General features: G+C 69.9%; 28 protein-coding genes. 15 read left to right on the top strand and 13 right to left on the bottom strand.

Annotated elements, in window-relative coordinates; all coding sequences use genetic code 11:
• Nucleotide 1 precedes the first annotated feature (1 nt).
• Nucleotides 2–901 (top strand): alpha/beta fold hydrolase, encoded by a 900-nt coding sequence (locus tag NOV86_RS16770; RefSeq protein ID WP_267642796.1) that lies wholly within the window; start codon nt 2–4, stop codon nt 899–901.
• Here NOV86_RS16770 and NOV86_RS16765 read toward each other — a convergent pair.
• Both NOV86_RS16765 and NOV86_RS16760 read right to left on the bottom strand, forming a co-directional pair.
• On the bottom strand, nt 898–1,035 hold the full coding sequence (locus tag NOV86_RS16765; RefSeq protein ID WP_267642795.1) for a hypothetical protein: 138 nt from the start codon (nt 1,033–1,035) through the stop codon (nt 898–900). The genes NOV86_RS16770 and NOV86_RS16765 overlap by 4 nt on opposite strands.
• Nucleotides 1,036–1,093: 58 nt before the next feature.
• Complete coding sequence (locus NOV86_RS16760; protein WP_267642794.1) at nt 1,094–2,929, bottom strand: alkaline phosphatase D family protein; 1,836 nt, start codon at nt 2,927–2,929, stop codon at nt 1,094–1,096.
• Between the two features lie 151 nt (nt 2,930–3,080).
• On the opposite strand from NOV86_RS16760, the gene NOV86_RS16755 reads away from it, so the two are divergent.
• Both NOV86_RS16755 and NOV86_RS16750 read left to right on the top strand, forming a co-directional pair.
• A complete protein-coding gene (locus NOV86_RS16755) occupies nt 3,081–3,632 on the top strand; it encodes a GMP synthase subunit A (protein WP_267642793.1) in 552 nt (183 codons plus the stop codon).
• 154 nt (nt 3,633–3,786) lie between these two features.
• Nucleotides 3,787–5,646 carry a DUF2070 family protein gene (locus tag NOV86_RS16750; RefSeq protein WP_267642792.1) on the top strand — a complete coding sequence of 620 codons (1,860 nt, stop codon included), beginning with the start codon at nt 3,787–3,789 and terminating at the stop codon, nt 5,644–5,646.
• Here NOV86_RS16750 and NOV86_RS16745 read toward each other — a convergent pair.
• Nucleotides 5,643–5,888 (bottom strand): DUF3194 domain-containing protein, encoded by a 246-nt coding sequence (locus tag NOV86_RS16745; RefSeq protein ID WP_267642790.1) that lies wholly within the window; start codon nt 5,886–5,888, stop codon nt 5,643–5,645. The genes NOV86_RS16750 and NOV86_RS16745 overlap by 4 nt on opposite strands.
• 4 nt (nt 5,889–5,892) lie before the next feature.
• Nucleotides 5,893–6,270 (bottom strand): prefoldin subunit beta, encoded by a 378-nt coding sequence (locus NOV86_RS16740; RefSeq protein ID WP_267642788.1) that lies wholly within the window; start codon nt 6,268–6,270, stop codon nt 5,893–5,895.
• Nucleotides 6,271–6,597: 327 nt separating this feature from the next.
• Here NOV86_RS16740 and NOV86_RS16735 point away from each other — a divergent pair, with 327 nt between their 5' ends.
• Entirely contained in the window at nt 6,598–7,761 is a 1,164-nt protein-coding gene (locus NOV86_RS16735) for a hypothetical protein (protein WP_267642786.1), read from the top strand.
• 19 nt (nt 7,762–7,780) lie between these two features.
• Here the strand turns inward: NOV86_RS16735 and NOV86_RS16730 are convergent, their stop codons facing one another.
• From NOV86_RS16730 to NOV86_RS16700, 7 genes are all read right to left on the bottom strand, one after another.
• Nucleotides 7,781–8,047 carry a KEOPS complex subunit Pcc1 gene (locus NOV86_RS16730; RefSeq protein WP_267642784.1) on the bottom strand — a complete coding sequence of 89 codons (267 nt, stop codon included), beginning with the start codon at nt 8,045–8,047 and terminating at the stop codon, nt 7,781–7,783.
• An 11-nt stretch (nt 8,048–8,058) separates the two neighbouring features.
• Nucleotides 8,059–8,193 carry a DNA-directed RNA polymerase subunit P gene (locus NOV86_RS16725; RefSeq protein WP_261650679.1) on the bottom strand — a complete coding sequence of 45 codons (135 nt, stop codon included), beginning with the start codon at nt 8,191–8,193 and terminating at the stop codon, nt 8,059–8,061.
• Entirely contained in the window at nt 8,190–8,456 is a 267-nt protein-coding gene (locus tag NOV86_RS16720; protein WP_261650678.1) for a 50S ribosomal protein L37ae, read from the bottom strand. The genes NOV86_RS16725 and NOV86_RS16720 overlap by 4 nt, the downstream gene beginning before the upstream one ends.
• 54 nt (nt 8,457–8,510) lie before the next feature.
• Entirely contained in the window at nt 8,511–8,708 is a 198-nt protein-coding gene (locus NOV86_RS16715) for a hypothetical protein (protein WP_267642782.1), read from the bottom strand.
• A 60-nt stretch (nt 8,709–8,768) separates the two neighbouring features.
• On the bottom strand, nt 8,769–9,395 hold the full coding sequence (locus NOV86_RS16710) for an ArsR/SmtB family transcription factor (protein ID WP_267642780.1): 627 nt from the start codon (nt 9,393–9,395) through the stop codon (nt 8,769–8,771).
• Between the two features lie 210 nt (nt 9,396–9,605).
• On the bottom strand, nt 9,606–10,229 hold the full coding sequence (locus tag NOV86_RS16705) for a hypothetical protein (RefSeq protein WP_267642779.1): 624 nt from the start codon (nt 10,227–10,229) through the stop codon (nt 9,606–9,608).
• A gap of 116 nt (nt 10,230–10,345) precedes the next feature.
• Nucleotides 10,346–10,999 (bottom strand): TetR/AcrR family transcriptional regulator, encoded by a 654-nt coding sequence (locus NOV86_RS16700; protein WP_267642777.1) that lies wholly within the window; start codon nt 10,997–10,999, stop codon nt 10,346–10,348.
• A gap of 107 nt (nt 11,000–11,106) precedes the next feature.
• On the opposite strand from NOV86_RS16700, the gene NOV86_RS16695 reads away from it, so the two are divergent.
• The 10 genes from NOV86_RS16695 (at nt 11,107) to NOV86_RS16650 (ending at nt 19,842) form a co-directional block, all read left to right on the top strand.
• Nucleotides 11,107–11,508 (top strand): SHOCT domain-containing protein, encoded by a 402-nt coding sequence (locus tag NOV86_RS16695; protein ID WP_267642776.1) that lies wholly within the window; start codon nt 11,107–11,109, stop codon nt 11,506–11,508.
• A 3-nt stretch (nt 11,509–11,511) separates the two neighbouring features.
• The gene (locus tag NOV86_RS16690) at nt 11,512–12,015 is read left to right on the top strand and encodes a DUF4188 domain-containing protein (protein ID WP_267642775.1); all 504 of its coding nucleotides are present in this window, start codon (nt 11,512–11,514) and stop codon (nt 12,013–12,015) included.
• Nucleotides 12,016–12,110: 95 nt separating this feature from the next.
• Nucleotides 12,111–13,241: a right-handed parallel beta-helix repeat-containing protein gene (locus NOV86_RS16685; RefSeq protein ID WP_267642773.1), complete on the top strand. Its 1,131-nt coding sequence runs from the start codon at nt 12,111–12,113 to the stop codon at nt 13,239–13,241.
• Nucleotides 13,242–13,304: 63 nt separating this feature from the next.
• Complete coding sequence (locus NOV86_RS16680) at nt 13,305–14,213, top strand: diacylglycerol/lipid kinase family protein (protein WP_267642771.1); 909 nt, start codon at nt 13,305–13,307, stop codon at nt 14,211–14,213.
• Nucleotides 14,214–14,312: 99 nt separating this feature from the next.
• Complete coding sequence (locus NOV86_RS16675; protein WP_267642770.1) at nt 14,313–15,185, top strand: class I SAM-dependent methyltransferase; 873 nt, start codon at nt 14,313–14,315, stop codon at nt 15,183–15,185.
• Nucleotides 15,186–15,294: 109 nt separating this feature from the next.
• Entirely contained in the window at nt 15,295–16,296 is a 1,002-nt protein-coding gene (locus NOV86_RS23235) for a DUF4129 domain-containing protein (RefSeq protein WP_267642768.1), read from the top strand.
• A gap of 93 nt (nt 16,297–16,389) precedes the next feature.
• A complete protein-coding gene (locus tag NOV86_RS16665; RefSeq protein WP_267642767.1) occupies nt 16,390–17,370 on the top strand; it encodes a DUF4129 domain-containing protein in 981 nt (326 codons plus the stop codon).
• The gene (locus NOV86_RS16660; protein WP_267642766.1) at nt 17,367–17,930 is read left to right on the top strand and encodes a DUF7269 family protein; all 564 of its coding nucleotides are present in this window, start codon (nt 17,367–17,369) and stop codon (nt 17,928–17,930) included. The genes NOV86_RS16665 and NOV86_RS16660 overlap by 4 nt, the downstream gene beginning before the upstream one ends.
• Nucleotides 17,927–19,333, top strand: coding sequence for a DUF58 domain-containing protein (locus NOV86_RS16655; RefSeq protein ID WP_267642765.1), 1,407 nt, complete (start codon nt 17,927–17,929; stop codon nt 19,331–19,333). The genes NOV86_RS16660 and NOV86_RS16655 overlap by 4 nt, the downstream gene beginning before the upstream one ends.
• Nucleotides 19,333–19,842 carry a DUF7519 family protein gene (locus NOV86_RS16650; protein ID WP_267642764.1) on the top strand — a complete coding sequence of 170 codons (510 nt, stop codon included), beginning with the start codon at nt 19,333–19,335 and terminating at the stop codon, nt 19,840–19,842. The genes NOV86_RS16655 and NOV86_RS16650 overlap by 1 nt, the downstream gene beginning before the upstream one ends.
• Before the next feature lie 104 nt (nt 19,843–19,946).
• Here NOV86_RS16650 and NOV86_RS16645 read toward each other — a convergent pair whose 3' ends face one another.
• Complete coding sequence (locus tag NOV86_RS16645) at nt 19,947–20,423, bottom strand: GNAT family N-acetyltransferase (protein ID WP_267642762.1); 477 nt, start codon at nt 20,421–20,423, stop codon at nt 19,947–19,949.
• Between the two features lie 46 nt (nt 20,424–20,469).
• On the bottom strand, nt 20,470–21,351 hold the full coding sequence (locus NOV86_RS16640) for a mechanosensitive ion channel family protein (RefSeq protein ID WP_267642761.1): 882 nt from the start codon (nt 21,349–21,351) through the stop codon (nt 20,470–20,472).
• A gap of 176 nt (nt 21,352–21,527) precedes the next feature.
• Between NOV86_RS16640 and NOV86_RS16635 the strand changes: the two genes are divergently transcribed.
• Nucleotides 21,528–22,484 (top strand): DUF8130 domain-containing protein, encoded by a 957-nt coding sequence (locus NOV86_RS16635; protein ID WP_267642759.1) that lies wholly within the window; start codon nt 21,528–21,530, stop codon nt 22,482–22,484.
• Nucleotides 22,485–22,513 lie beyond the last annotated feature (29 nt).

Genomic DNA, 22,513 nt, shown 5'->3' with positions numbered 1-22,513 from the left:
TATGCAGGAACGTTCCGCCGCCCCTGCCGGCACCGCCCCTCCCACCAGCGACGCCCCCCAGACGGTGACCCTCGCCGACGGTCGGACCCTCGCGTTCGCCGAGTACGGCGACCCCGACGGCGAACCGGTCCTCGCCTTCCACGGCCTCCCCGGGTCGCGCCACTTCGGCGGCTTCCTCGCGGACACCGCAGCCGCCGCGGGACTCCGGGTCGTCGTCCCCGACCGACCCGGCTACGGCGAGTCGAGCCCGAAGCGCGACCGGACCCTGGCCGACTGGGCCGACGACGTGGTCGACCTCGCGGACCACCTCGGATTCGAGTCGTTCGCCGTCTGTGGCTTCTCCGCCGGCGGCCCGCACGCCCTCGCGGTCGCCGCCGAGTCCGACCGCGTCTCCCGCGCCGCCATCGTGGCCGGGATGGCCCCACCCGCCGCGGACATCGACGCCAGCCGGTTCATCCAGGTCATGGCCACCCTCTCCCGGCGGACGCCGCGGCTGCTCGGGCTCATCTTCCGGGCGCAGGCGTGGCTCATGAACCGGCAGGACGACGAGGCGTTCCTCTCGTTCGTCACCGACCAGCCCATCGGGGACGTGTCTGTCCACGGCTCCCGGACGGTCGAGGCGGTGCTGGCGACCGAGTACCGGGCCGCCTTCGACCACGGTCCCGCGGGGGCCGTCGCGGACAGCCGGGCCGTCCACTCGTCGTGGGACATCCGATACGGAGACATCTCCTGCCCGGTCAGGGGCTGGTACGGCACCGCCGACGAGAACGTGCCCATCGAGACGGCGCAGTGGCTCTCCGGGGCGGTACCGGACGCGAGAATCGAACGCGTGGCCGACGAGGACCACCTGTCGGTCCTCGTCGAGTCACGCGGTGACGTCTGCTCGTGGCTGTCGGGTTAACCGAGCAGGACGAACAGGGCCAGCGGCAGGCCGAACAGGAGGACCGTCATCACGGCGAGGATGGCACCGTAGCCGCCCAGCACGCCGGCCGCCGAGAGCCACGACGGGTGCTCGTAGTCGATGGGGAGTTCCATACTGCCATGAACTTTCGCAGGGTGCTTAGTTTCACCGGTCGTGACCCCCCGACGACGGTCAGCTCTTCCCGCGCCGGTACTCGTCGGTCACGTCCTCCAGCCGGACCTCGCCGGCGGGCACGCGCTGGGCCGTGATGAGTTCTCGCGGTGCATCGGGCGAGTCGACCGACTTGTCGACGCTGTAGCCGACGTAGGTGCAGTCGTCCTCGGTGAACGTGACGACCGAGTAGCCCCAGTGGTGGCTGTCGAAGAACTCGATGTGGGGGTTCTGGAGGGTGACGGCCTTCCGGAGGATGCGCTCCGTGGGCTTGGCCAGCGGCCCCTCCGTCAGCCCGACGGCCTCGGCGACGTTCAGGCTGGTGAGCGCGGGCGTCATGAACTCGACGCCGACGCGCTTGTCCTCGTCGACCGGCCCGACGAGTTTGTGGTCGAGGGCGTCGCGGTACTCGGTCTGCTGGTAGCCCGCGATGTAGCAGTGCATGTCCCCGGTGATGGTGACGAAGTTCTCCACGTCGCGGGCCGCGAGCGCGTTCATCAGGTACTGGCGCTCCCGGCGATAGCCGTCCCAGCCGCCCTGGACCGGGTAGAGCGTCGCCGGGCCGGCCCCGACCTTGAACGGGAGGGTGAGGACCTCGTCGGACCAGACCGTCCAGGTCGTCTTCTCCTGTGTCTCCTCGACCTGCTCGAGGAACCACTGCAGCTGGGACGGCCCGAGCATGGTCCGGTCCGGCGGTTCGCGCTCGGGCGCGGTCGCGCGCTCGGTCGGCAACAGCAGGTCGCGCTCTGCGGTCCGGAACAGGCGCTCGTCGGTCATGACGAGCGAGACGAGGTCGCCGAAGTCGAACCGTCGCCAGAGCCGGAACCGGTCCTGCAGCCGGTCGGCCTCGTGGTCGTACTCGATGCGGGCGGGCATGTACTCCCACCAGGCGTGCATCGCGTCGGCCGCGAGCCGGGTCATGAACTCTGGGTCGTCGCCGCGGGGGTGGTCGGCGGCCGGGGCGTCGGCCTCGTAGTCCCAGTGGACGTCGTTGGCGATCTCGTGGTCGTCCCACGCCGGGATGATGGTGTGCTGTTCGAGAGCCTGCTGGAGGAAGCGGTCGGACTTGTACACCCGGTAGAGATAGCGGTAGTCGTCGAGCGACTCGACGAGGCTGTAGCCGCTCGGGAAGTCCTTCTCGCGCCCGGGGTACTCCGGGGCGAACGGGCTCCTGAAGTGCCCGTCGGCGGACTCGTAGATGAAGTCGCCGACGTGGACGATGAAGTCGATGTCCGCCTGGGCGATGTAGTGGTACGCCGGGTAGTAGCCGTTCAGGTAGTTCTGGCAGGTGAGGACCGCGAGCGAGAGTTCGTCGGGCGAGTCGTCGGCTGCCGGGAGGGTCCGACACCGCCCGACGTTGCTCGCGGTGTCGCCGTAGACGAACCGGTAGTAGTAGACGCTGAAGGAGTCGAGTACGCCGTCGAGGTCGACCTTCACCGTGTAGTCGTGGGCCTCGATGGCCGCGCTGTCCTCGAGGACGCCGCGGTGGACGACCTCGGTGAAGCCTTCGTCTTCCGCCACCTCGACCGCCAGCGGGCGGTCGTTGTCGAACACCTCGGGGTCGATGCGCGTCCAGAGGATGACGCCCTCGCTGGTCGGGCCGCCGCTGGCGACCGACTGCGGGAACGTCCCGTCCGCCGGCTCGTCGGGGTCGAACTCGAAGACGCTCGGGTCGTCTGGCTCCTGCGGGTCGCGGGCGAACGCGAGGTCGTGACGCGACAGCAGCGACAGCAGTTCGTCGTGGTCGGTCGAGGCCGGTGCCCGGCGGACGAACTCGGTCCGGTCGTCGGGGTCGCTGGTGGTCGGCTCGTCGTCTCCGACCGGGTCGTCCGTCCCGGCCACGTCCTCGTCGGTCATTGCGGTCTGGGTTGCGCCCGGGAGGTGTTGAAGCTATCGCGGCTACCAACCCACCAGCCGACCCGCCATCCTGCCCGGGAACCTGCCCGTTCGTGTACATCCGCGACCTGTTTCGGACCGTTTTTGAGCACGGGCACGTAACCCGGCGCTAATGACGCGAATCGTCGTCGTGGACAACCACGGGCAGTTCACCCACCTGGAGCACCGCGCGCTCCGCGACATGGGTGTCGACAGCGAGGTCGTAGACAACGAGACGCCGCCGAGCGAGGTCGAGGCGGACGGTATCGTCCTCTCCGGGGGGCCGGAGATGGACCGCCGCGGGAAGTCCGGCGAGTACCTCGAGGCAGACGTTCCGGTGCTCGGCATCTGTCTGGGCATGCAGATAATCGCGCACGAGCTCGACGGCGAGGTCGGCTCCGGCGACTACGGCGGCTACGCCGACGTGACCGTGGACGTGCTCGACGAAGACGACCCCCTCATCGGGTCGCTCTACCCCGAGACCCGCGTCTGGGCGAGCCACGCCGACGAGGTGAAGGAGGTCCCCGAGGGCTTCTCCATCACGGCGAAGAGCGACGTCTGCGGCGTCGAGGCCATGTCCGACCCCGAGCGCGACCTCTACGGCGTCCAGTGGCACCCGGAGGTCTCCCACACCGCCGAGGGTGAGGAGGTCTTCGAGAACTTCGTGGCGTTGTGCGAGCGCTGAGGGGACGCAGGTACGAGCGCTAGAGGGCACATCGTGCGAGCGCCGAGGCGGCCGCGAGCCCGAGCGTGGCGCGGTCTCGCCGGCGAACAGTAGCGCTCCCCTGTCGAACGTAGTCGGAGTCCTTTTAATACACCACGTGAACCTGTAATCCATAATGACGGCGACCCAGGGCGACCTGGCCAGCATGTCGCGGTACATCTTCCGGGCACCCCGCTGGTACAAGAGTCTGGCCTTCGCGATGGTGGTGGCAGCCGTGACGGGCATCGGCGTGTTCGAGAACACCTTCTGGCTGGAGGACCTCTGGCAGGGCGTCTTCTTCATCGGTATCCCCACGTTCGCGGCGTCGGTGCTGACGAGCGTCGTCGACCAGCGCCTGGGCGGGCAACTCACCGCCAACCGGGCGTCCCTGCTCGCCCTGCTCTGTGAGATCATGGTCGTCGCGATACTCGCGGTCGGGGGCGCGGTCGCGCTGGCGACCGACCTCGGCCAGAACTTCGTCTTCGACGTGCTCTACGTCGGTCTCGCGTCCATCTTCGCGTTCCGGCTGCTCATCGTCGCGGCCATCTCCCAGCACTCCATCCCGAAGGCGGCCATCCCGGCGAGCATCCAGACCGCCGCGGCCGCGGTCCTCCTGTTCGTCTACAGCGGGACGCTCCGGTACATGGACGCCGGCGGGCCCATCCTCGACGCCTACCTCTCCCGGCCCGAGCAGGGCCCGACGACGCTCGGGGCCATCCTCCCCGGCGACTTCGTCATCCTCGCGCTGCTCTGTCTCCTCTACGGCGCCGCGGTCTGGCTCTTCCTCGTCATCATCGACCGCCCGTGGAAGCGCAGCCTCGGCGTCTCCGTGCTGGACTTCCTCGGCGGGTTCATCGGCCACATCGCCGACGGGACCCGCGAACTGGAGGACTTCTTCGAGGAGCTGGGCGAGGAGGCCCTGGTGCCTGTCACCGTCCTCGCCTTCGAGCGCGAGGACGGCACCGAGAAGGCCCGGTTCGTCCTGCCGATGATCCACCCCGGGCCGATGGGCGAGATCGGCGGCGGGAACCTGCCACAGCGCGTCGCCCAGTCCGCAGACGGCCTCGCGTTCCCCCCGCACGCGACCGCGGGTCACGACTTCAACCTCGTCACCGAGCGCGAGGTCGACACCATCCTCGACGCCGCTGCCGACGCCCACGACCGTCTCGAGTTCGGGACCACCGCCAGCGAGAGCGTCCGCACCCAGGTCGGCGACGCGAAGATGCTGGCGCAGGCGTTCGACGACGACATCCTGCTCGTGAGCACGCACTCGCCCCGGTTCGCCGACGACGTGGACTACGCGGTCGGCCTCTCGGCCGCCGCCGAGGCCCGGTCGGGCGGGTTCGACGAGGTGCTCCTCGTGGACGCCCACAACTGCAACAACGGGCTGAAGGGCGACGACCTCGGGCACGTCACGCCCGGTAGCGAGCGCTCGTTCGACATGATGCAGGCCGCCGCGCGGGCGGCCGAGCAGCTCCGCGACGCGCCACAGCACCCCGTCGAGGTCGGGACGGCCTGGACGGAGACCGACTGGGAACCCACGGACGGCATCGGCCCCCTCGGCGTCAGAATCGCCTGTGTCACGGTCGCCGACCAGACCACTGCCTACGTGCTGGTCGACGGGAACAACATGGAACCGGGGCTGCGCGAGCGACTCATCGAGGCGCTCCCCGACGAGGTGGACGCGGCCGAGGTGATGACGACCGACACCCACATCGTGAACAAGGTGGAGTCCTCGAACCAGGTCGGCGAGGCGCTCGACCAGGACGACCTGGTCGACCTCGTCACCGACCTGACTGGACAGGCGCTCGCCGACCGTGAACTGGTCTCCGTCGGGATGGAATCGGAGCGCGCCCGCGTCACCGTGTTCGGCAACGATAGAACGGAGACGCTGGCGAGTCACGCCAACGCGATGGTGTCGATGGGCGGGGCGCTCGCGGTGTTGATGGCGATGGCCGCGATGGGCCTGAGTATGATCGTCTTCCTGCTCTCCTAGGCCTCGTCCTCGGCGAACAGCTCGTCGACCGCACTGCGTGCCGCGAGTGCGGCGTCCTCGGCGACCTGCTCCGACTTCGCCTCCTCGCCCGGCACGTTCAGGTAGACGTCCACGTCAAGGACGCCCTCCTCGAACGTGACGGTCACGTCCATGTCTTCGACGTCCGACTGCTTGAATCGCGAGAGGATGAGTCCCTCGGCCGCTTCCGCGGCCGTACGCACGACCTCTTCGTCGGTGGGCATGCGCTTACGCGCCGCCTGCGCCGCCCATACCGCCGCCCATGCCGCCGAGCATCTCCTGCAGTTCCTGCTGGAGCGACTCGAACTGCTGCTGGACGCGCTCTTCCTGCTTCTCGAGGGTCTCGACGCGGATCTCGAGGCTGGAGACCTTCTCGTCGAGGGCCTCCTTGGCCTCCTCGTAGTCGGTGGCGACGAAGAGCTCACCGACCTCGCGGAACATCTGCGTGTCCTCGTCGATGTTCTCGAGCTCGTCGAGCGCGGTCTGGGCCTCTGTCAGCTGCGAGTCCGCGGACTGCTTCTGCTGGGCGACCTGCTGTGCGGTCTCCTGCAGGTCCTGGAGTTCCTCGATCTTCTCCTGTGCCTCCGGCGGCAGATTTCCTTGCATACACCGACCGACGGTTTCCGGCCTGAAAAACCCCCGCTTTCGAACTCGCCCCCCGCCACCCCACACAATCGCCGTGAGAACGCCTGTCACACCGGATGCGGGACCGCGCTGCACCGGTCGGCACCGCGGTTCGCTCCCGGTTCGCGACCCCTCGCGCCCTCCGCCGGCCGGCGCCAGAGCCTTGCCGAATAGGCCGTGCCCTCTTGCGGCTGGCGTCGGACATCTAACACGAGTACCCGGCCGACGCTTCGGTCGCTCCCGCTCGCGCAGTCACAGCCGTCACGTCGCTGGCCGCCCCCGCTGGCCCTGACTCGAGGTCCTACGCCAATGCGAACTATCGACATCACCGACGCCGGTGCGGACCCGGACGGCGAGACGGAGATCGACCCCGTCGTCCGGAACCGCGCCGCCCCGAACACGCGACTCGTCTTCCCGCCCGGGCGATACCTCGTCGGCTCGCTCGGCGAACTGACCGCAGACCGCCTCGAACTCGTCGCGCCCGAGGGGGCGACGCTCGTGCCCCGGGACCGGACCGCCCCGGAGCGGCTCGTCACCCTCGCCGGGCGCGAACAGCGCCTCGAGGGGTTCGACTACGAGGTCGAGGACTGCCGGGTGGCCCCGGCGGTCCACGTCCGGAGCGACGCGACCATCCGGAACTTCGCGGTGCGTGGGCCCGCAGGCGTCAGCCCGCACTACGAGCCGTCGGACCAGGGCCGTGACGCCGTCTCGATGTTCAACGTCAAGGACGTCCCCGCCGGTTCGACGTTCCTCGCCGAGTCCATCTACATGGGTGATGGGGTCGGGCGGAAACGGGACGCCCGCCGCGGCTGGTACCTCTCGGGCAACGACGGTACCGTCGAGTTGCGCGACGTGACCCTCGCCGGCTGGGCCGAGAACACGGTCTACGGGACGTACGCCAACGGCCAGGACGCGAACGCCCGCTCTATCTACCGGAACGTGACCTGCCAGAACACGAACATCGGCATCCGGACCTCCGGCGACACGCTCGTCGAGGACTCCGTGTTCGTCCGGGACGGGTCGGTCCCGGCCCAGGGCTGGAGCGGCGCCCGCCGCCAGCGCGGCATCTGGATCGAGGGCGGCAAGTCCGCCCACCCCGACGGGACGACGACCATCCGGAACTGCGAGTTCCTCTGGGAGTCGACCGCCGCCGACCAGTCCGGCCAGCCCCTCGTCTGCTACCCGCCACCGAGACGCATCGAACTCAGCGGCCTGCGAATCAACAACCAGCACCCGTCGTGGCCCACGTTCGAGCTGGACCCACACGACCGCCGCCCGGTCGAGCTCGTCGTCGAGGACGTCCACGTCACCCAGCGAAACAACCGGCCGGTGTTCCGGCTGCGGGGCGACCACGACATCGTCAGGGCGAGGAACCTGCACGTCGACGCGGACGGGCCCCTGTCGGATACGCGGTCCTCGCAACTGGCCCGGGCGGTCGAGAGCCACGACCCGGACCCGACGCTCACGGAGTAGGGGTCGGAACAGAATAGACTCAGGACGAGGCGGCGACGCCGCAGTCGTGTACCGTCTCCGCGACTTCGACGAGGCGGATCCAGGTGTTCACGCCGGCCCGCAGTGCGACGAGGTCGGCGGCCTCGACGACGACGGTGACGGTGTCGCCGGTCCGGGAGAGCGTCGTCGTCGACCGGTCGCCCTCTATCTCGCCGACCTCCTGGGCGACGCTGCGCTCGACGATGCGCGCGACGGCGTCGCTGTCGTAGGTGAATTCGAGGGTGGTCTCGTGCGAGAACGAGGGCATCGTCGTCGACGTTACTCGACGTCGACGGTCTTGATGTCGGTACTGCGCTCTTTCAGCAGCACGCGGTGTCCGCAGTACGGACAGCGGACGCCGCCGTAGGAGTCGAGCGTCACGTCACGCTTGCACCGCGAGCACTTGTAGCTCATTCGTCTTCTTCGGAGAGCGCGGCGCGGATCGACCGGCGGACGGTACGGCCTGCGGGCGTCTCGGGGCGGTAGGTACCGCCGGTGAACTTCTCACCGGTCTCCTCGTTCACCCAGATACCCGTGCCGAGGCGCTTGACGTTGTCGCCGTCGACCTTGGAGTTGCGCATCTCGTCTTCGATCTCCGCGACGCGGCGTCGGGAGACACGCCCGTAGCGAGCGCCGAATCGGCCGGCGCTCCCCGTCTTTCCTTTCTTCTTGGCCATGATACCCGTTCGTACCGCCAGCGTGCAAATAAACCTGTTGAGTTCGCACCGGGCTCACTCGAGCGCCGGGGCCGCGACGACCTCGTAGACGATGAGACAGAACGCCAGACAGAGTCCGAGGACGGTGAACTGGACCCATTCGACGGGCGCGGCCGCCGCCGGCAGGGTGATGGCTCGGAGTCCACGCTCCAGCAGGAGTCCCGAGAGGACCAGGGTCGGGATGGTCGTGAGGACGACGTCGGCTCGTCGCATCGTATGTAATGAGATGTAATTAGAGAGAAAAAGGGATTGGGGTTCTGACGGGTTTCGCAGCTATCTCGGTCGGGAGAACGGCCTAACGTAGAGGACGACCAGCACGGTGAGCAGGGTCAGCGCGAGGAGACCACCGGCGAGGAACGCGAGCTCGGGGGCGAGGAGCGGCTGGCTGGCCGCCGACCCCGCGGGCTGGCTCGCGTCGGTCGCGGCGATGCCGGCCACCTCCGTGACCGGCTCGGACCGGGCGAGGTCGTCGAGTAGCCGCGCCAGCACGAGGGTCGCACCACCGAGGACGAGTGCGACCGCCAGGACGCGGGCCAGCAGGTCGCGGAAGATGGAGCGGTCCGAGGGCGAGCTGGCCATGACGAGCACGGCGCGGGCGCAGGGCGCGTAGACGTTCATCGCGGAGCCCTTCTCGGAGTACCAGGTGTCGACGACCTCGATGAGGCCGGCGTTCTCCATGTTCGTCAGGTGGTAGTGGACGTTCTGGAGCGTGGTTCCGGTGACCTCGCGGAGGTCGGCAGGTGTGTGGGGTTCCTCGTAGAGTGCTTCGAGGATGGACCGGGCGGTGGCACTGGAGAGCGTGGCGAACACCTCGTCGGCTGTCTCGTCCGTCAGCCCGACGAGCTTGGACTGGTCCGGCTCGTGGACGACCGGACGCTTTATCGGGAAGATGCGACCCATTGGCTGGAAGATACGTCGTGGAGGGGTATTCGGATTTCGTTGCATCAAACGCGCACTGAACGGGGAGGTGTCGGGTGGATGGGGCTGGTGACTGGTTCGGGTCGACTCGGCAGACGGTTCAGGTTGGGTTGACTCGGCAGATGACTCGGGGTGGATTGGCAGACTGTCTGGGTGGAATCGGGTTGCAGGGGACTGGTCACGCCCCAGGTCCTAGAAGAAGAACCCGAAGAGGCGTGCGAACAGGTGGAACGGGTTGAGGTCGAACCGGCTCGGCGCGACGTCGAAGTCGTACCAGGCGGCGTGCTCGGGTGCACCCGCGCCGGAGACGGCGGCCGTCGCGTGGTCGTCGGCGGGCACGAGGATCTCGATGCCGACGTCACCGTCCATCGCGGGCGGGAGCTTCTCGGGCAGCGGTTCCGCGGTGGGCAGTTCACACGGGGCGCGGATGCAGACGATGTCCGGTTCGGTCGGGATGGGTTCGTCGCCGCCACGGACGCCGGACTGTTGCATCAGGGGCACGTCGTCGACGAACTCGTTGATGGACTCCTCGACGGGACCCTCACGCCAGTCGGGTTCGGGGTCGGTCGGTCGGACCGGGTCGGTCCCGTCCGGGTCGGTCGGGAAGGCGTCCGGGTTCACCGGCTCGGCCTCGCCGCCGTCTTTCTCACCGTCGGTCGCGTTCTCGTCGTGGTCCCCGTTACAGGGGCTGTCCACGCCGACGACGCAGATGCCGACTGTCTGGTCCCCGTCGGCCGCAACCGGGCTGGCACTCAGCGCGAGTGCACAGACCAGGGCGACCGTGAGGAACGATACGAATCTGAATCGGTGGTTCATCGCATCTGTACAGAGGGCACGAACAGATAACTGGGTTGTCAAGTATGAAAGCGCCATTTGACGCATCCGGCGGCGACCTCGCCCCGACGCCCCACCCGGCTGGGGAGTCCCGACGGTCAGGCGGGCTGATAGGACGCCGGCGCGTCGACCCCCTCGGCGAGCACGTTCTCGCGCAGGTACGCGAACAGGCGCTCGCGCACCTGCTCGCCGAGGTCGCCCATCCCGAGCGCCATGACCGCGCCGGCGCTGCCGTCCGTGGTCACGAGCAGGTACGCCGCGGTCGCCTCGGGGTCGAGGTCCTCGCGGAACACACCGGCCTCGACCCCCTCGCGGATGACCGAGGCGAGCGTCTCGTGGACGCGCTCCTCGTACGAGCGCAGCAGGTCGTGGAACCGGTCGTTGAAGGGCGCGTGTGCCAGCAACTCCATGATGGCGACGTTGATACCGCGGTCCACCTCGTCCTCGGGGTCGCCGAGCAGCGCGTCGCACAGGGCGAACAGCCGGGTGACAGGGTCGGCGTCGGCCGCCGCCGAGAGGCGCTTCGAGTCGCGTTCGACGCTCCACTCGAGGAAGGCGACCACGAGGTCGTCCTTCGAGTCGTAGTGGTAGTAGAGGCCGGCCTCGGAGACCGACGCCTCCGCGGCGACCTTCTTGGTCGTCAGGCCCGCGTAGCCGTGCTTCGCCAGCGCCCGCAGGACCGCCTCCATGATGTCGACCTGCGTCTCGCTCAGGTCCGTCTCCTCGTCACTGCCGGCCTCGCCCGTGGGCATGTCACCCGATTGCGAGGGAGTGAGTAAATACTCGGTGGAAGCCGAGCGTACTTAGTGAGTGTTCACTCAGTAGTTTTATCTCCCTGCGGCCCCACGGTCCACACGAGATGCACACGTCACACTCGCGGTACCAGGATGTGGAATCGCTGCCGGGGGTCGTCGCCGGGCTGGTCACGGTCGGCGTCCTGACCGTCGCCTTCGGCCTGCTCGCGCTCGGGGTCCCGTTCTTCTGGGTCGCGTTCCCCATCGGCTTCGGGGGCGTCCTCCCGCTCGCGGTCGGGCTGGCGAAGCGCCGGGAAGACGCAGACGGTCGCAACCGGGCCGGGGCCGCCGAGTCCGGGACCGGGTCCGACCGGGCCCTGCACCGGCTCCGCGAACGCTACGCCGCGGGCGAGCTCTCCGACGCGGCGTTCGAGCGCCGGCTGGAACGCCTGCTGGCCACCGAAGACGGGATAGACCAGGGTATCGACAGCGACGCCGGCATCGGGCCGAAGCGCGGGCGGGAGTGAGCCGTGCCCGTCGACGAGCGACGACTCACCGCCGAGTACGACGGCGACCTCGTGGTCTTCCTCATCGGGATGCGCGTCAACGCCCTCTGGCGGGTCCACGAGTGGCTCCCGGTCTTCCTCGCGATGCCGCGGATGCTCCGCGAACTCGAGGCCGACCCGGAGTCGGGACTGCTCGCCTACCGGACCCTGCTGTCGTGGCGGTCCGTGACGATGGTGCAGTACTGGGACGCCTTCGACTCGCTGGAGGAGTACGCCCGGGACGACGAACAGGCACACCGTCCGGCCTGGGCCGACTACACCCAGCAGGCCGGCGCGTCGGGATCGGTCGGCATCTGGCACGAGACCTACTGCGTGCGCGAGGGCGAACACGAGTCCGTCTACCACAACATGCCGGCCATCGGACTGAGGGAGGCGGGCGAGCGTCGGCCCGCGACCGGCAGCCGAAAGCGGGCCGCCTCCCGGCTCGGGAACACGGGTCCGACCGGCGAGGAGACCGGCGCAGACTGACGCCGCCTCGGAACAGCCTCGAACCCCTCGAATTCGAGTGATTTCGGCCGTACAGGTACCGGCTACGCTATCTCTCCTGCGAGACTGGGTCTAGCATGGTACAGACGTCCGCCCCTGCCGAGCACGCTGTCGCCCGCCCCCCGCGAACCGTGACCCGGCGACGCCTCCTCGCACTCGCCGGAGCCGGCGTGAGCTTCGGCGCGCTGGCCCGGCCAGTCGCTGCTGCTGCGGTATCCCCTGCCATCATCCCGGCCGGCGCAGGCCGCATCCGGCTCACGGGCGCCGGCCAGCTCTACGTCCTCGACGGCGACGTCGAGGGCCCGCTCGAGATCGCCGCCCCGGGCGTCTCGGTCGACGGGAACGGCTACACCATCACGCCGCGCCGGAACGGCGTCGGCGTCGACGTCGGCCGGTCCCGCGGGGTGTTCCTGCAGGACCTCCGCATCGTCGGCGGCCGGGCCGGGGTTCGCGCCCAGAACGCCCGCCGGCTCGGGGTCCGTGACGTCTGGATACGCCGGTCGGGCGTCGGCGTCGACGCCGAGGACGCCTCGGTCCGGCTCCACAACCTGCACGTCGTCGGGACCCGGCGCTCCGGACTCCGCCTGAAGGACGTGCGGGCGCGGGTCTCGGCGACGACCGTCGATGGCTGCGGCCGCCGTGGTCGCGCCTCGGGCGTCGTCGCCGACACCGAGCAGGACCTCGAGTTCCGCCGGTGTCTCGCCCGTGACAGTGGCCGCCACGGGTTCGTCCTCGACGGCGACGACGAGGCCGCGCTGTCGGTCTGGCGCTCCGGCGCGATAGACAACCGGGGCGACGGCTTCGACGTCGAGGACTTCACCGAGACGGAACTCCGGTGCAGCGTCGCCCTCGGCAACGGCGGGTCGGGCCTCGACGTGGACAACGACGGGCGGCTCACGATGGTCCGGGTGAGCGCCGTGGGGAACGACGACCACGGCTTCGAGGTCCGGTCGCGCGACCCCGCCCGGCTGTTCGGCACGACCGCGTTCCGCAACCGCGACGGGAACTACCGGCTGCGGGGACCCGTCTTCCGGTCGGCCGTCCAGGGCCCGGTCGGTGGCCGGTGTGCGCCGCGCGCGGTCGCCCGGGCGCTCCACCGCCAGGCCCTCGACGCAGAGAGCGCGGGCGTCACCGGCTCGAAGCCGGGGACCGGCTGGCTCGACGAGTTCGAGACCGGGCCGGAGGCATCGCCGAGCCCGACGTTCTGACCGGTCGACAGGTCTTCCGACAGAACACAGCCCTTCTAAACCAGCCCCCCGTACTGTCGCCCAATGCAGGTCGGTTCCCGCCGCTGTATCCTCAACCCCGTCAGTGGGAGTGGCGACCACGCCCAGTACGTGACCCGGCTCCTCCGTGCCCGCGGCTTCGACGTCGTCGAGACCGAGGTGGCCGGGGACGCCCGCCGCCTGGCCGAGGCGGCCGGCGAGGAGGCGGTCTCCGAACTCGCGGTCTGTGGCGGCGACGGCACCGTCAACGAGGTACTCCGCGGCCTCGACGACGCCGGCCACCTCGAGTCCGTCACGCTGAGCGTCGTGCCCGCCGGGACCGCGAACATCCTCGCGCGAAACGTCGGCATCGAGTCCATCCAGCAGGGCGTCGCGGTCGCGGACACCGGCGAGAAGCGCACCGTCGACCTCGGGATGGCCGGGGACGAACCCTTCGCCGTCTCCTGTATCGCCGGCCTCCCGGCCGACGCGAGCGTGGCGGCCTCCAGCGACCTGAAGAAGCGCTTCGGGACGCTCGCGTTCCTCGTGACCGGCGTCCAGGAGGCGATGACCTTCGACGGCCTCGACATCCGGGTCGACGCGACCGCCGACCACGGCGAGCAGAGCTGGGACGGCGAGGCCGCGTGCCTGCTGGTCGGGAACGCCCGCCGGTTCGTCGGCGAGGGCGGCCAGGGCGACATGGAGGACGGCCTGTTCGACGTGGCCGTCGTCGAGCAGATGCCGACGCGCTCGCTGGTCGCCGAGGCCATCGGCCACCGCCTCCTCGGGCAGGACACGCCGGGCGTGACCCACATCTCGGCCAGCGAGGTGACCGTCGCCGGCCATACCGCCCCTATCACCTTCTCTCGCGACGGCGAGTTCAGCGAGCACGAGCAACTGACGCTGTCCGCCCGACCGCGGTCGCTCGAACTCCGCGTCGGGCCCGGCTACGAGCCGTCGCCGGACTGGACCTGACGCGGCCAGCACGCCGCCGGCTAGCTCAGCAGCGATCGCCCCGTCACCAGCCGGCGACAGCCAGCCCAGAATTTTCCAGAATCGTTATCAGTCGCGAGTATGATAGACCGTACTCCCGCCATGCCGCCCACAGAGGACCCCGATACCCCCGAGAGCGACGACGCGGCGACCGCCACCGGGACGGCCGGCAGCGCCGACCGGTTCGCCAGCACGGAACCGTACTACGCCCGGTACCGACCCCGGTACGGCGACGACCCCATCACGTACCTCGTGGACCGGTTCGACGTGGACCGGACGAGCCGCGTCCTCGACCTCGGCTGTGGCGCGGGCCAGATCGCCATCCCGATGGCGGCCCACGCCGGGACGGTGGTCGGGATGGACCCCAACGAGGCGATGCTCCGCGAGGCTCGGGCACAGGCCGACGCCGCGGGGCAGGCGAACGTCGAGTGGGTCCAGGGGGCCGACGGCGACCTCCCCGGCGATATAGAACAGGACAGCCTCCGCCTGACCACGATGGGGCGGTCGTTCCACTGGATGGACCAGCCCCGCACCCTCGACCACCTCCGCGACCTGCTCGAACCGGGCGGCGGGGTCGCCCTGCTGACCGACGGCGAGTGGCTCACCCACGGGACCGAGGACCACTGGCAGGCCGGTGTCCACGCCCTCGCGGCCGAGTACCTCGACGATATCCCGGAACGGACCGGCCCGGTCGCGGAGTACGACGACCCGTGGGACGAACTCCTCGAGGCCCACGGCTTCACCGACGTCGAGACCGTGACCTTCCCGTACGAGCGCGAGTGGGACCCGGACAGCGTCGTCGGCTACGTCTTCTCGCTCTCCTTCTGCTCGCCTGCGCGCTTCGGCGACGACAGGGACGCGTTCGAGACAGCCCTGCGCGCGTACCTGCGCGACCACGAGGCCGAGACCTTCGTCCAGCACGGCGCGGTCGAGGTCATCTCCGGGCGACGGTAGTCCCGGGACGACGGAACCCCGGCACGCCACCCCCGAGGGGGCCACGAAGGCATCAGCGTCGACTGTACCTAGCGAAACGTTCTCGTGGGTGACGGGCTTACCGTCTCGCGTGCAGCGGGAGAAAGCAGTCCCGGTCGTTCTCGCACTCGTCTGCGTGTTCGCGCTGGCGTTCGCGGCCGCGACGCTGGTCGAACCCGACAGACCCGGTGGGGGTGGGTCATCGGTCGTCAACCCGAACGACGACACCGCGACCGACCGGAACGGCGAGGACGGGTCGAGTTCGCAGCGACCCCTGACCGAGCCCGGCAACCTGTTCTTCGCGCTCAACCTCTGTGTCCCGTTCCTGTTGAGCGCCGAGTTCTTCGCGCTCGTCGTGGTGGTCACGGCCGCGGTCTGGCTGTACGTCCAGCGCACGAAGGACGGGTTCGCGGCCACCGGGCTGGTCGGCGCGCTCGGGTTCCCCGCCTTCTTCCTCTGGTTGCTGCTGACGAACTGTAACCCGAAGAACGACCCCGAGCAGCTCTCCATCATCCCCTCGGACGTGACCGACCCGACCGAGGGCGTCTCCTCCTCGCTCGGGCTGAGCCAGAACCCAGGGAACGTCACCCCGGAGGTCGCCCTGCTCATCCTCGCGCTCGTCGTGGCCATCGTGCTCCTCTTCCTCTGGGTCGCGCTCCGGGGCGACGACGAGGACCCCGACGAGGAGGAGCTGTACGAGGCCGAGGTCGCGTCGCAGTCCCCGCGCCAGCGGATGGCCGCCGTCGGGGCCGCCGCGGGCCGGGCCGCCGACCGGCTGGAGGACACGACCGCGGTCGACAACGAGGTGTACCGGGCGTGGCGCGAGATGACGACGCACCTCGACGTGCCCGACCCGCAGTCGAGTACGCCCGCGGAGTTCGCCGAGGCGGCCGTCGCGGCGGGCATGACCCGCGAGCAGGTCGACGAACTCACCGCCCTGTTCGAGGAGGTCCGCTACGGCGGCGAGGCCCCGACGAGCGACCGCGAGACGCGAGCCATCGACGCGCTCCGGGCCATCGAGGCGGCCCACGCGACGGGTGGCTCCGGTAGCTCCCCGGCGGGCGAGGACGGCGCGACGCCCGGCGACGACTGAGTCCGGGACGGCTACGGGCCGGCCCGACCGATGAGTCAAGCCACCGTTTGACAATCCGGCACCCCTAAGTGACGTTTCCAGCTAGTGGTGGTCGTGAAACAAAGGAACGTGGGCATCGTGGTCGTCGCCATCTGTTGTGTCCTCGCCATCGCCATCGCGGCGGGGACCCTCGGCGAGACGACCCAGCCCGGGGGGAGCGGGGGTGACGCGTCGCCGGTGGACGCCGACGGGGTGACGACCGAGACGAACACCCAGTCGGGGAAGACGGTGACCGAGACGACCTCACAGCAACAGCCGCCGCTCCGTCAGGAGTGCCCCTCCTCGAAGCTCCCGTGGTGGGTCGGCGTCGGGCTGGTCGCGGTCACCGCGGCCGTCACCGGTGGAATGTATCGGCGGTACGACGGCGTGGTCGCCATCGCCTCGTTCTTCGTGGTCGCGGTCGTGCTGGCGTCGCTCTCGCCGTTCCTCTTCGTCTGTCCGTCCGCGGACACCCCGCAGACCGAGCGACAGGGCGCACCCGGCGAGACCCCCGACCAGAACGGCGAGGGTGACGGCTCCGGCTCGGGGACCGGCAGTGGCGCCGACGACCGGACCCAGCAGACCTTCGACGTGCCGCTGCTCCTGCTCCTGGGTGGCGTCGGCATCCTCGCGGTGGTCCTCGTGGGCGCCTGGTCGGTGAGCCGGGACGACGAGGAGGACGACGAGGACGTGTTCGCGGAACCGCCCGGCGAGGAGGACGCGGACCCCGACCCGGCCGACACGCAGGACATCGCGACGGCCGCGGGCGAGGCCGCAGACCGCATCGAGTCCGACGCGGACGTGGACAACGAGATCTACCGCGCCTGGGTCGAGATGACCCGGTACCTGCCCGTCGACCACCCCGAGACGAGCACGCCCCGCGAGTTCGAGCGCGCCGCCGTCGAGGCCGGGATGGCCCCAGAGGACGTGCGCGAACTCACGGACCTGTTCGAGACGGTCCGGTACGGTCACGAGGCGGCGACGCCCGAGCGCGAGCAACAGGCCGTCGAAGCACTCAGGCGTATCGAGGCCCACGAGGAGGGTGAGACGCGATGAAACTCCGCACCATCCTCTCGGTCCTCGGGGTCGCCATCGCCGGCGTGGCGTTCGCGCTGGTGCTGTTCCCGCAGGTCGCCGCGGGGATGTCGATGGGCGAGGCCATCCTCGTCGTGCTCGGCGTCCTCGCGCTGGTCCAGGGGGTCCGCATCGGCGCCTCCCGGCTGCGAACCCGGTACGTGCAGGCGGAGACGCCGGACCCGGAGCAGTCCCAGGAGCTGCCGACGCCCGGCGACGAGTTCGACGACCTGCTCCGCGAGGCCGGGGGCGACCGCCGCCGGATGGACAGCCGCGAGCAGGTCGCGACCCGGCTGGAGCGCGCCGCCATCGCCACCATCGCCCGGACCCAGAGCTGTTCGCTCTCGGAGGCGCGCCGCCGGGTCGAGTCCGGCGAGTGGACCGACGACCCCTACGCCGCCGCCTTCTTCACCGGCGAACTCGAGGGTGGGTCGTTCCTCTCGCGGGTCGACCTCTTCGGGGGCACCCGCTCGCAGTACCACCGGTGGGCCGTCCACGCGGCCACCGAGATCGCACGCATGTCGGAGGAGTTCGACAGATGAGCAAGTCAGTGACGACCGACGCCGAGGAATCGACCGGACGCGACGAGGGGAGTGCCGACAGCGGCCACCAGCCAGCAGCCGCCAGTGAGGCCGACGCCCCGGGCACCGACGCGGTCCAGACCCAGCGCGTCATCACCGACACGACCGAGGCGACGAACCACTGGCGCGGCGTCGCCGCCGTGACGCTCGTCGCGGGCGCCGTCGGCGTCATCACGCGCCAGCCCGCGCTTCTGCTCTCGGCGGTCGTCGGCGTCGGCTACCTCGCCTACGCTCGCATCACCGAGGCGCCGCCCGTGACCCTCCGCATCACCCGCGAACTCAGCGACCCCGCGCCGGACCTCGGCGACGAGGTGACCGTGACTGTCCGCGTGACCAACGACGGGAGCCAGATGCTCCCGGACGTGCGACTGGTCGACGGCGTGCCCGAGGAACTCTCGGTGAAGGACGGCTCGGCCCGGCTCGGGACCGCACTCCGGCCGGGCGAGACCGACTCGTTCTCCTACACCGTGACCGCCAAGCGCGGCACCCACGAGTTCAAGACCTGCGAGGCCATCGTCCGCGGCTGGTCCGGGTCCGAGGAGACCCACACCCGCTTCCGGACCGGCGGCGACATGGTGTGTACGCCCTCGCTCGAGGCGACGATTCCGGTCCCACTCCGCAAGCAGGCGTCGCAGTACGCCGGGCGCGTGAACACCGACATCGGCGGCGACGGCGTCGAGTTCCACTCGACCCGCGAGTACCGCCGGGGCGACCCCCTCTCGCGGGTGGACTGGAAACGGTACGCGCGAACCGGTGACCTCGCGACCCTGCTGTTCCGCGAGGAGCGCGCCGCGACCGTCATGTGCCTGCTCGACCTGCGCAAGGAGGCCTACGTCCGCCGGGACGAGGAGGGCCTGCACGCGGCCGACCTCGGCATCGACGCCGCCGGACGGGTGTTCACCGCGCTGCTGGACACGGGTGACCGGGTCGGCATCACCGCGCTCGCCCCGCAGTCGGTGTGGCTCCGGCCCGGCCTCGGTAACGAGCACCGCGCGAAGGTCGAGGAACTGTTCGCCCACCACCCGGCGCTCTCCTCGGAGAAGCCGACCGGCTACTTCTCGGTGACGCTCGGGGTGCGCAACCTCCGGAAGCGCCTCCCCGGCGACGCCCAGCTGGTCTTCTTCACGCCGCTGTGTGACGACGACGCGGTGCAGGCCGCCCGCCTGCTCCACGCCCACGGGCACAAGGTGACCATCGTCAGCCCGGACGCCACCGACCGCGAGACCATCGGGCAACGCATCGCCCGCGTGGAGCGACGTAACCGCATCACGGAACTCCGCCAGGGCGGCATCCGCGTCATCGACTGGGACCCGGAGGAAGGGCTCGCGAACGCCCTCGCCCGCGGCTCCCGGAGGTGGGCCTGATGACGGCCGAGATCGACCACCGGCCGGCCCGGCTCTCCGCGATGGTCGCCCTGGGCGCCGGCGCCTTCGCCGCGCTCGCGGCCATCCTGACCGCCTCCGTCGGCGTGCTCGGGGGCGCCCTCGGCATGCTCGCACTCGCCCCCGGCGTGGTGCTCGGCTCCCGCCGACTGGTCCACCTCGGCGCGGTCGGCCTGCTCGCCGGGCTGGTCTTCGCCGGCGCGACGGGGACCGCGCCCTCGGCCGAACTGCTCATGCTCGTCGGCACGACCGCGACCGTCCTCGCCTGGGACGTTGGCCAGAACGCCATCGGCCTCGGCGAGCAACTCGGCCGCGAGGCCGAGACGACGCGGGCAGAACTGGCACACATCGGCGGGTCGGCCGTGGTCGGGACCCTGACCGGCGGCGTGGCCTACGCGGTGTACCAGGTCGCGACCGAGGGCCAGCCCGTCTCCGCGCTGGCGTTGCTGTTGCTCGCCGTGGTCATCCTGACGACGGCGCTGCGGCAGTAGGCACGGTACACGCCCACCGGAACCCGAGGTTCCAGCGCGACGGACCGACACAGGGTGTCGACCCACGACGATTAGTCGGCGTGGCGGCGAGGGGCGAATCGACGTTACTCGAGTTGTTTCTCCATGATGATCTCGTCGTAGTCCCGGTACTCGAGCGGGTACTCGCCCGTCTCGACGTAGCCACGGCGACGATAGAACCCGGGGAGGTAGGGATGCGCTCCCGGCGTCGTGAGCCAGATGGTCTCGTAGCCACCCTCGCGGACGACCGTCTCCGCCCGGCTGACCAGGTCGCTCCCGAGGCCCTCGCCCTTCCAGTCCTCGTGGACGCCCAGCCGGCTGAGCTTCACCCTGTCGGGGCCGGTCGGTTCGAGTCTGACGCCCCCGAGGACCGCATCGTCGGCGGCGGCGACCGCGACGAGGACCCAGTGGTCTCGAATCCACTGCTCGACCTCGGACTCCTCGACCGACGCTGCCTTCGCCGGGAACCCGAGTTCGCGGTTCTCCTGGTACGCACTCCGGTACACTCGCGCGAGGTCGTCCGCGTCGGCTGGTGTCGCCTGACGGATGCGGAAACCGGTCATAGGCGCCTCCATTCTCTCGCACGGGAAATGCCTTGCCGGGGCGGGGTCAGTCGTCCGCCACCGCCTGCAACTCACCGGCATTCGTGACCTCGAGCCCGCCCGAGAGCTCCGTGTTCGGGTAGGGCATGTCGATGCCCTCGGCGTCGAAGCGGTCCTTGACCCGCTCGACGAACTCGGTACGGACCGCGCCGTAGCTGCTCTCGTCCGGGTCGATCCAGATGCGGCCCTGCAGGACGACCGCCGAATCGCCGAGGTCGGTGACTGGGGCGGTCGGCGCTGGCTCCGCGAGCACGCCGTCGATACTCGCGCCCTCCTCGACGATGACCTCCCGGGCGAGCTCCACGTCGTCGCCGTACCCGATGCCGAAGTTGTAGGTCACCCGGCGGGTCTCGTTCGCGACGTTGTTCACCACGGCCGTCCCCGCGAGGTCCGCGTTCGGGACCGTCACGAGTTCGTTGTCGAAGGTGTCGAGTTTCGTCACGCGTAACTCGATCTCCCGGACGACCCCGGAGTTCCCGTCCCACTCGATCCAGTCGCCGACCTCGAACGGCTCGTCCTGGATGATGAACACGCCGGCGACGAAGTTCGCGATGAGGTCCTGTGCGGCGAAACCGACGGCCAGCGCCAGGGCGCCGGCCAGCGTCGCGAAGGCCGCGAGCACGACGCCGAACCCGGCGACGGTCGCCGCCAGGGCGACGGCGACCACGGTCGCCACCACCCCGGCCGTGCTGACGGCCAGCCCGACGAGGGTGTCGTCGTAGCCCCGCCGCCGGAGGGCGCTTCGCGTGGTGCTGGTCGCGAACGACTTCCCGACGACGTAGAGGACGGCGAAGACGACGACGAACAGGACGACGGTGACTGCCGCGTCGACGACCGGGTCGACGTACTGCTGCGGGTCGAATGCTGACTGTTGCTGAAGTGGTATCATGGCACACGACCAGATACGACGGATTCCCGTAAGTATCTACATGTGAAACGTACCATGGATTCGAAACGCCGGGGTGCGAGCGAGCACGTCGAGACGCGGCAGCGACGACTCGAACGCTACAATCGCGCTTTCAGCTACCTGAAGGGCTTTCAGCCGTCCACCCGAACCGATGACATATGCGCCGCCGCAACGTCCTCGCCTCCCTCGGTGCGACCCTCGTCGCCGGCTGTACGACCACCCTGACGGGTGACGACCCCGCGACCACGACCACCACGGCCGGAGACCCTCCGACCGACACGCCGGCCGGAACAGGTGGCACGACGGCCGAGTTCACCGTCTCGGAGTTCGACCTGGCGACGACGAAGGTCGGCCCGACGAAGCCGTACTACCTGCGAATCACGGCGGTCTACTCTGCCGAGGCGGTCGAACGCGAGGAGGGCGACCAGACGGTGATGGACGTCTCGGAGATCGAGAACCCCGAGCACCGGGCAGTCGTGAAGGAGATACTCAGCGAGGGGAAACTCTGGCGCGAGGCGGTTCCGGACGGTCTCCAGGCGCTGACCGAGCGCGTCGACTTCTTCACCTGGGAGGCGAACACGGACAGCGACGACACGGCCAGCCACTGGGGGGTCGCCGTCTACCAGGCGGACCCCGACGGCGACCCGGCCCTCCAGTTCGACGCCGAACTCGTCGACGACCACCTCGCTCCCGGCGACCCGGGAGTCATCGCGTTCTCCCTGACGAACACGGGGGACCAGACGCAGTCGGTCTTCAGCGGGACGGTACCGCCCTTCTCGGTCCTGTTCGCCGATGGGCCCCGCGACGACCAGCGCGCCCTGCTCTGGCGAGACTACACCGAGGAGGGCTGCGTGAGTTTCGCCGAGGTCGACGGCGAGGCGACACTGATGACGTGCTCCATCGGCATCTCGACGCCGGTCGAACCGGGTGAGACCATCGAGAAGGAGTACGAGTTGCGTCCCGCGTTCGAGCACGACGCACTGCGCGAGTTGGCCTTCGACGCGCCGGGCCGCTACACCGTCGCCGAGACGCTCAGCTACGAACGCGATGGGGTCGGGCAGGGCCCGTCGACCGAGGTCGACTGGCGCGTCGAGTTCGAACTGGAGTCGTCGTGAGTGTCGGGAGTTCCGGTGCGCCAGGGTGA

Origin of the sequence: Haloarchaeobius amylolyticus (assembly GCF_026616195.1) — an archaeon.
In the GTDB taxonomy this organism is placed as follows: domain Archaea; phylum Halobacteriota; class Halobacteria; order Halobacteriales; family Natrialbaceae; genus Haloarchaeobius; species Haloarchaeobius amylolyticus.
This window is presented reverse-complemented; position numbering and strand designations above follow the sequence as displayed.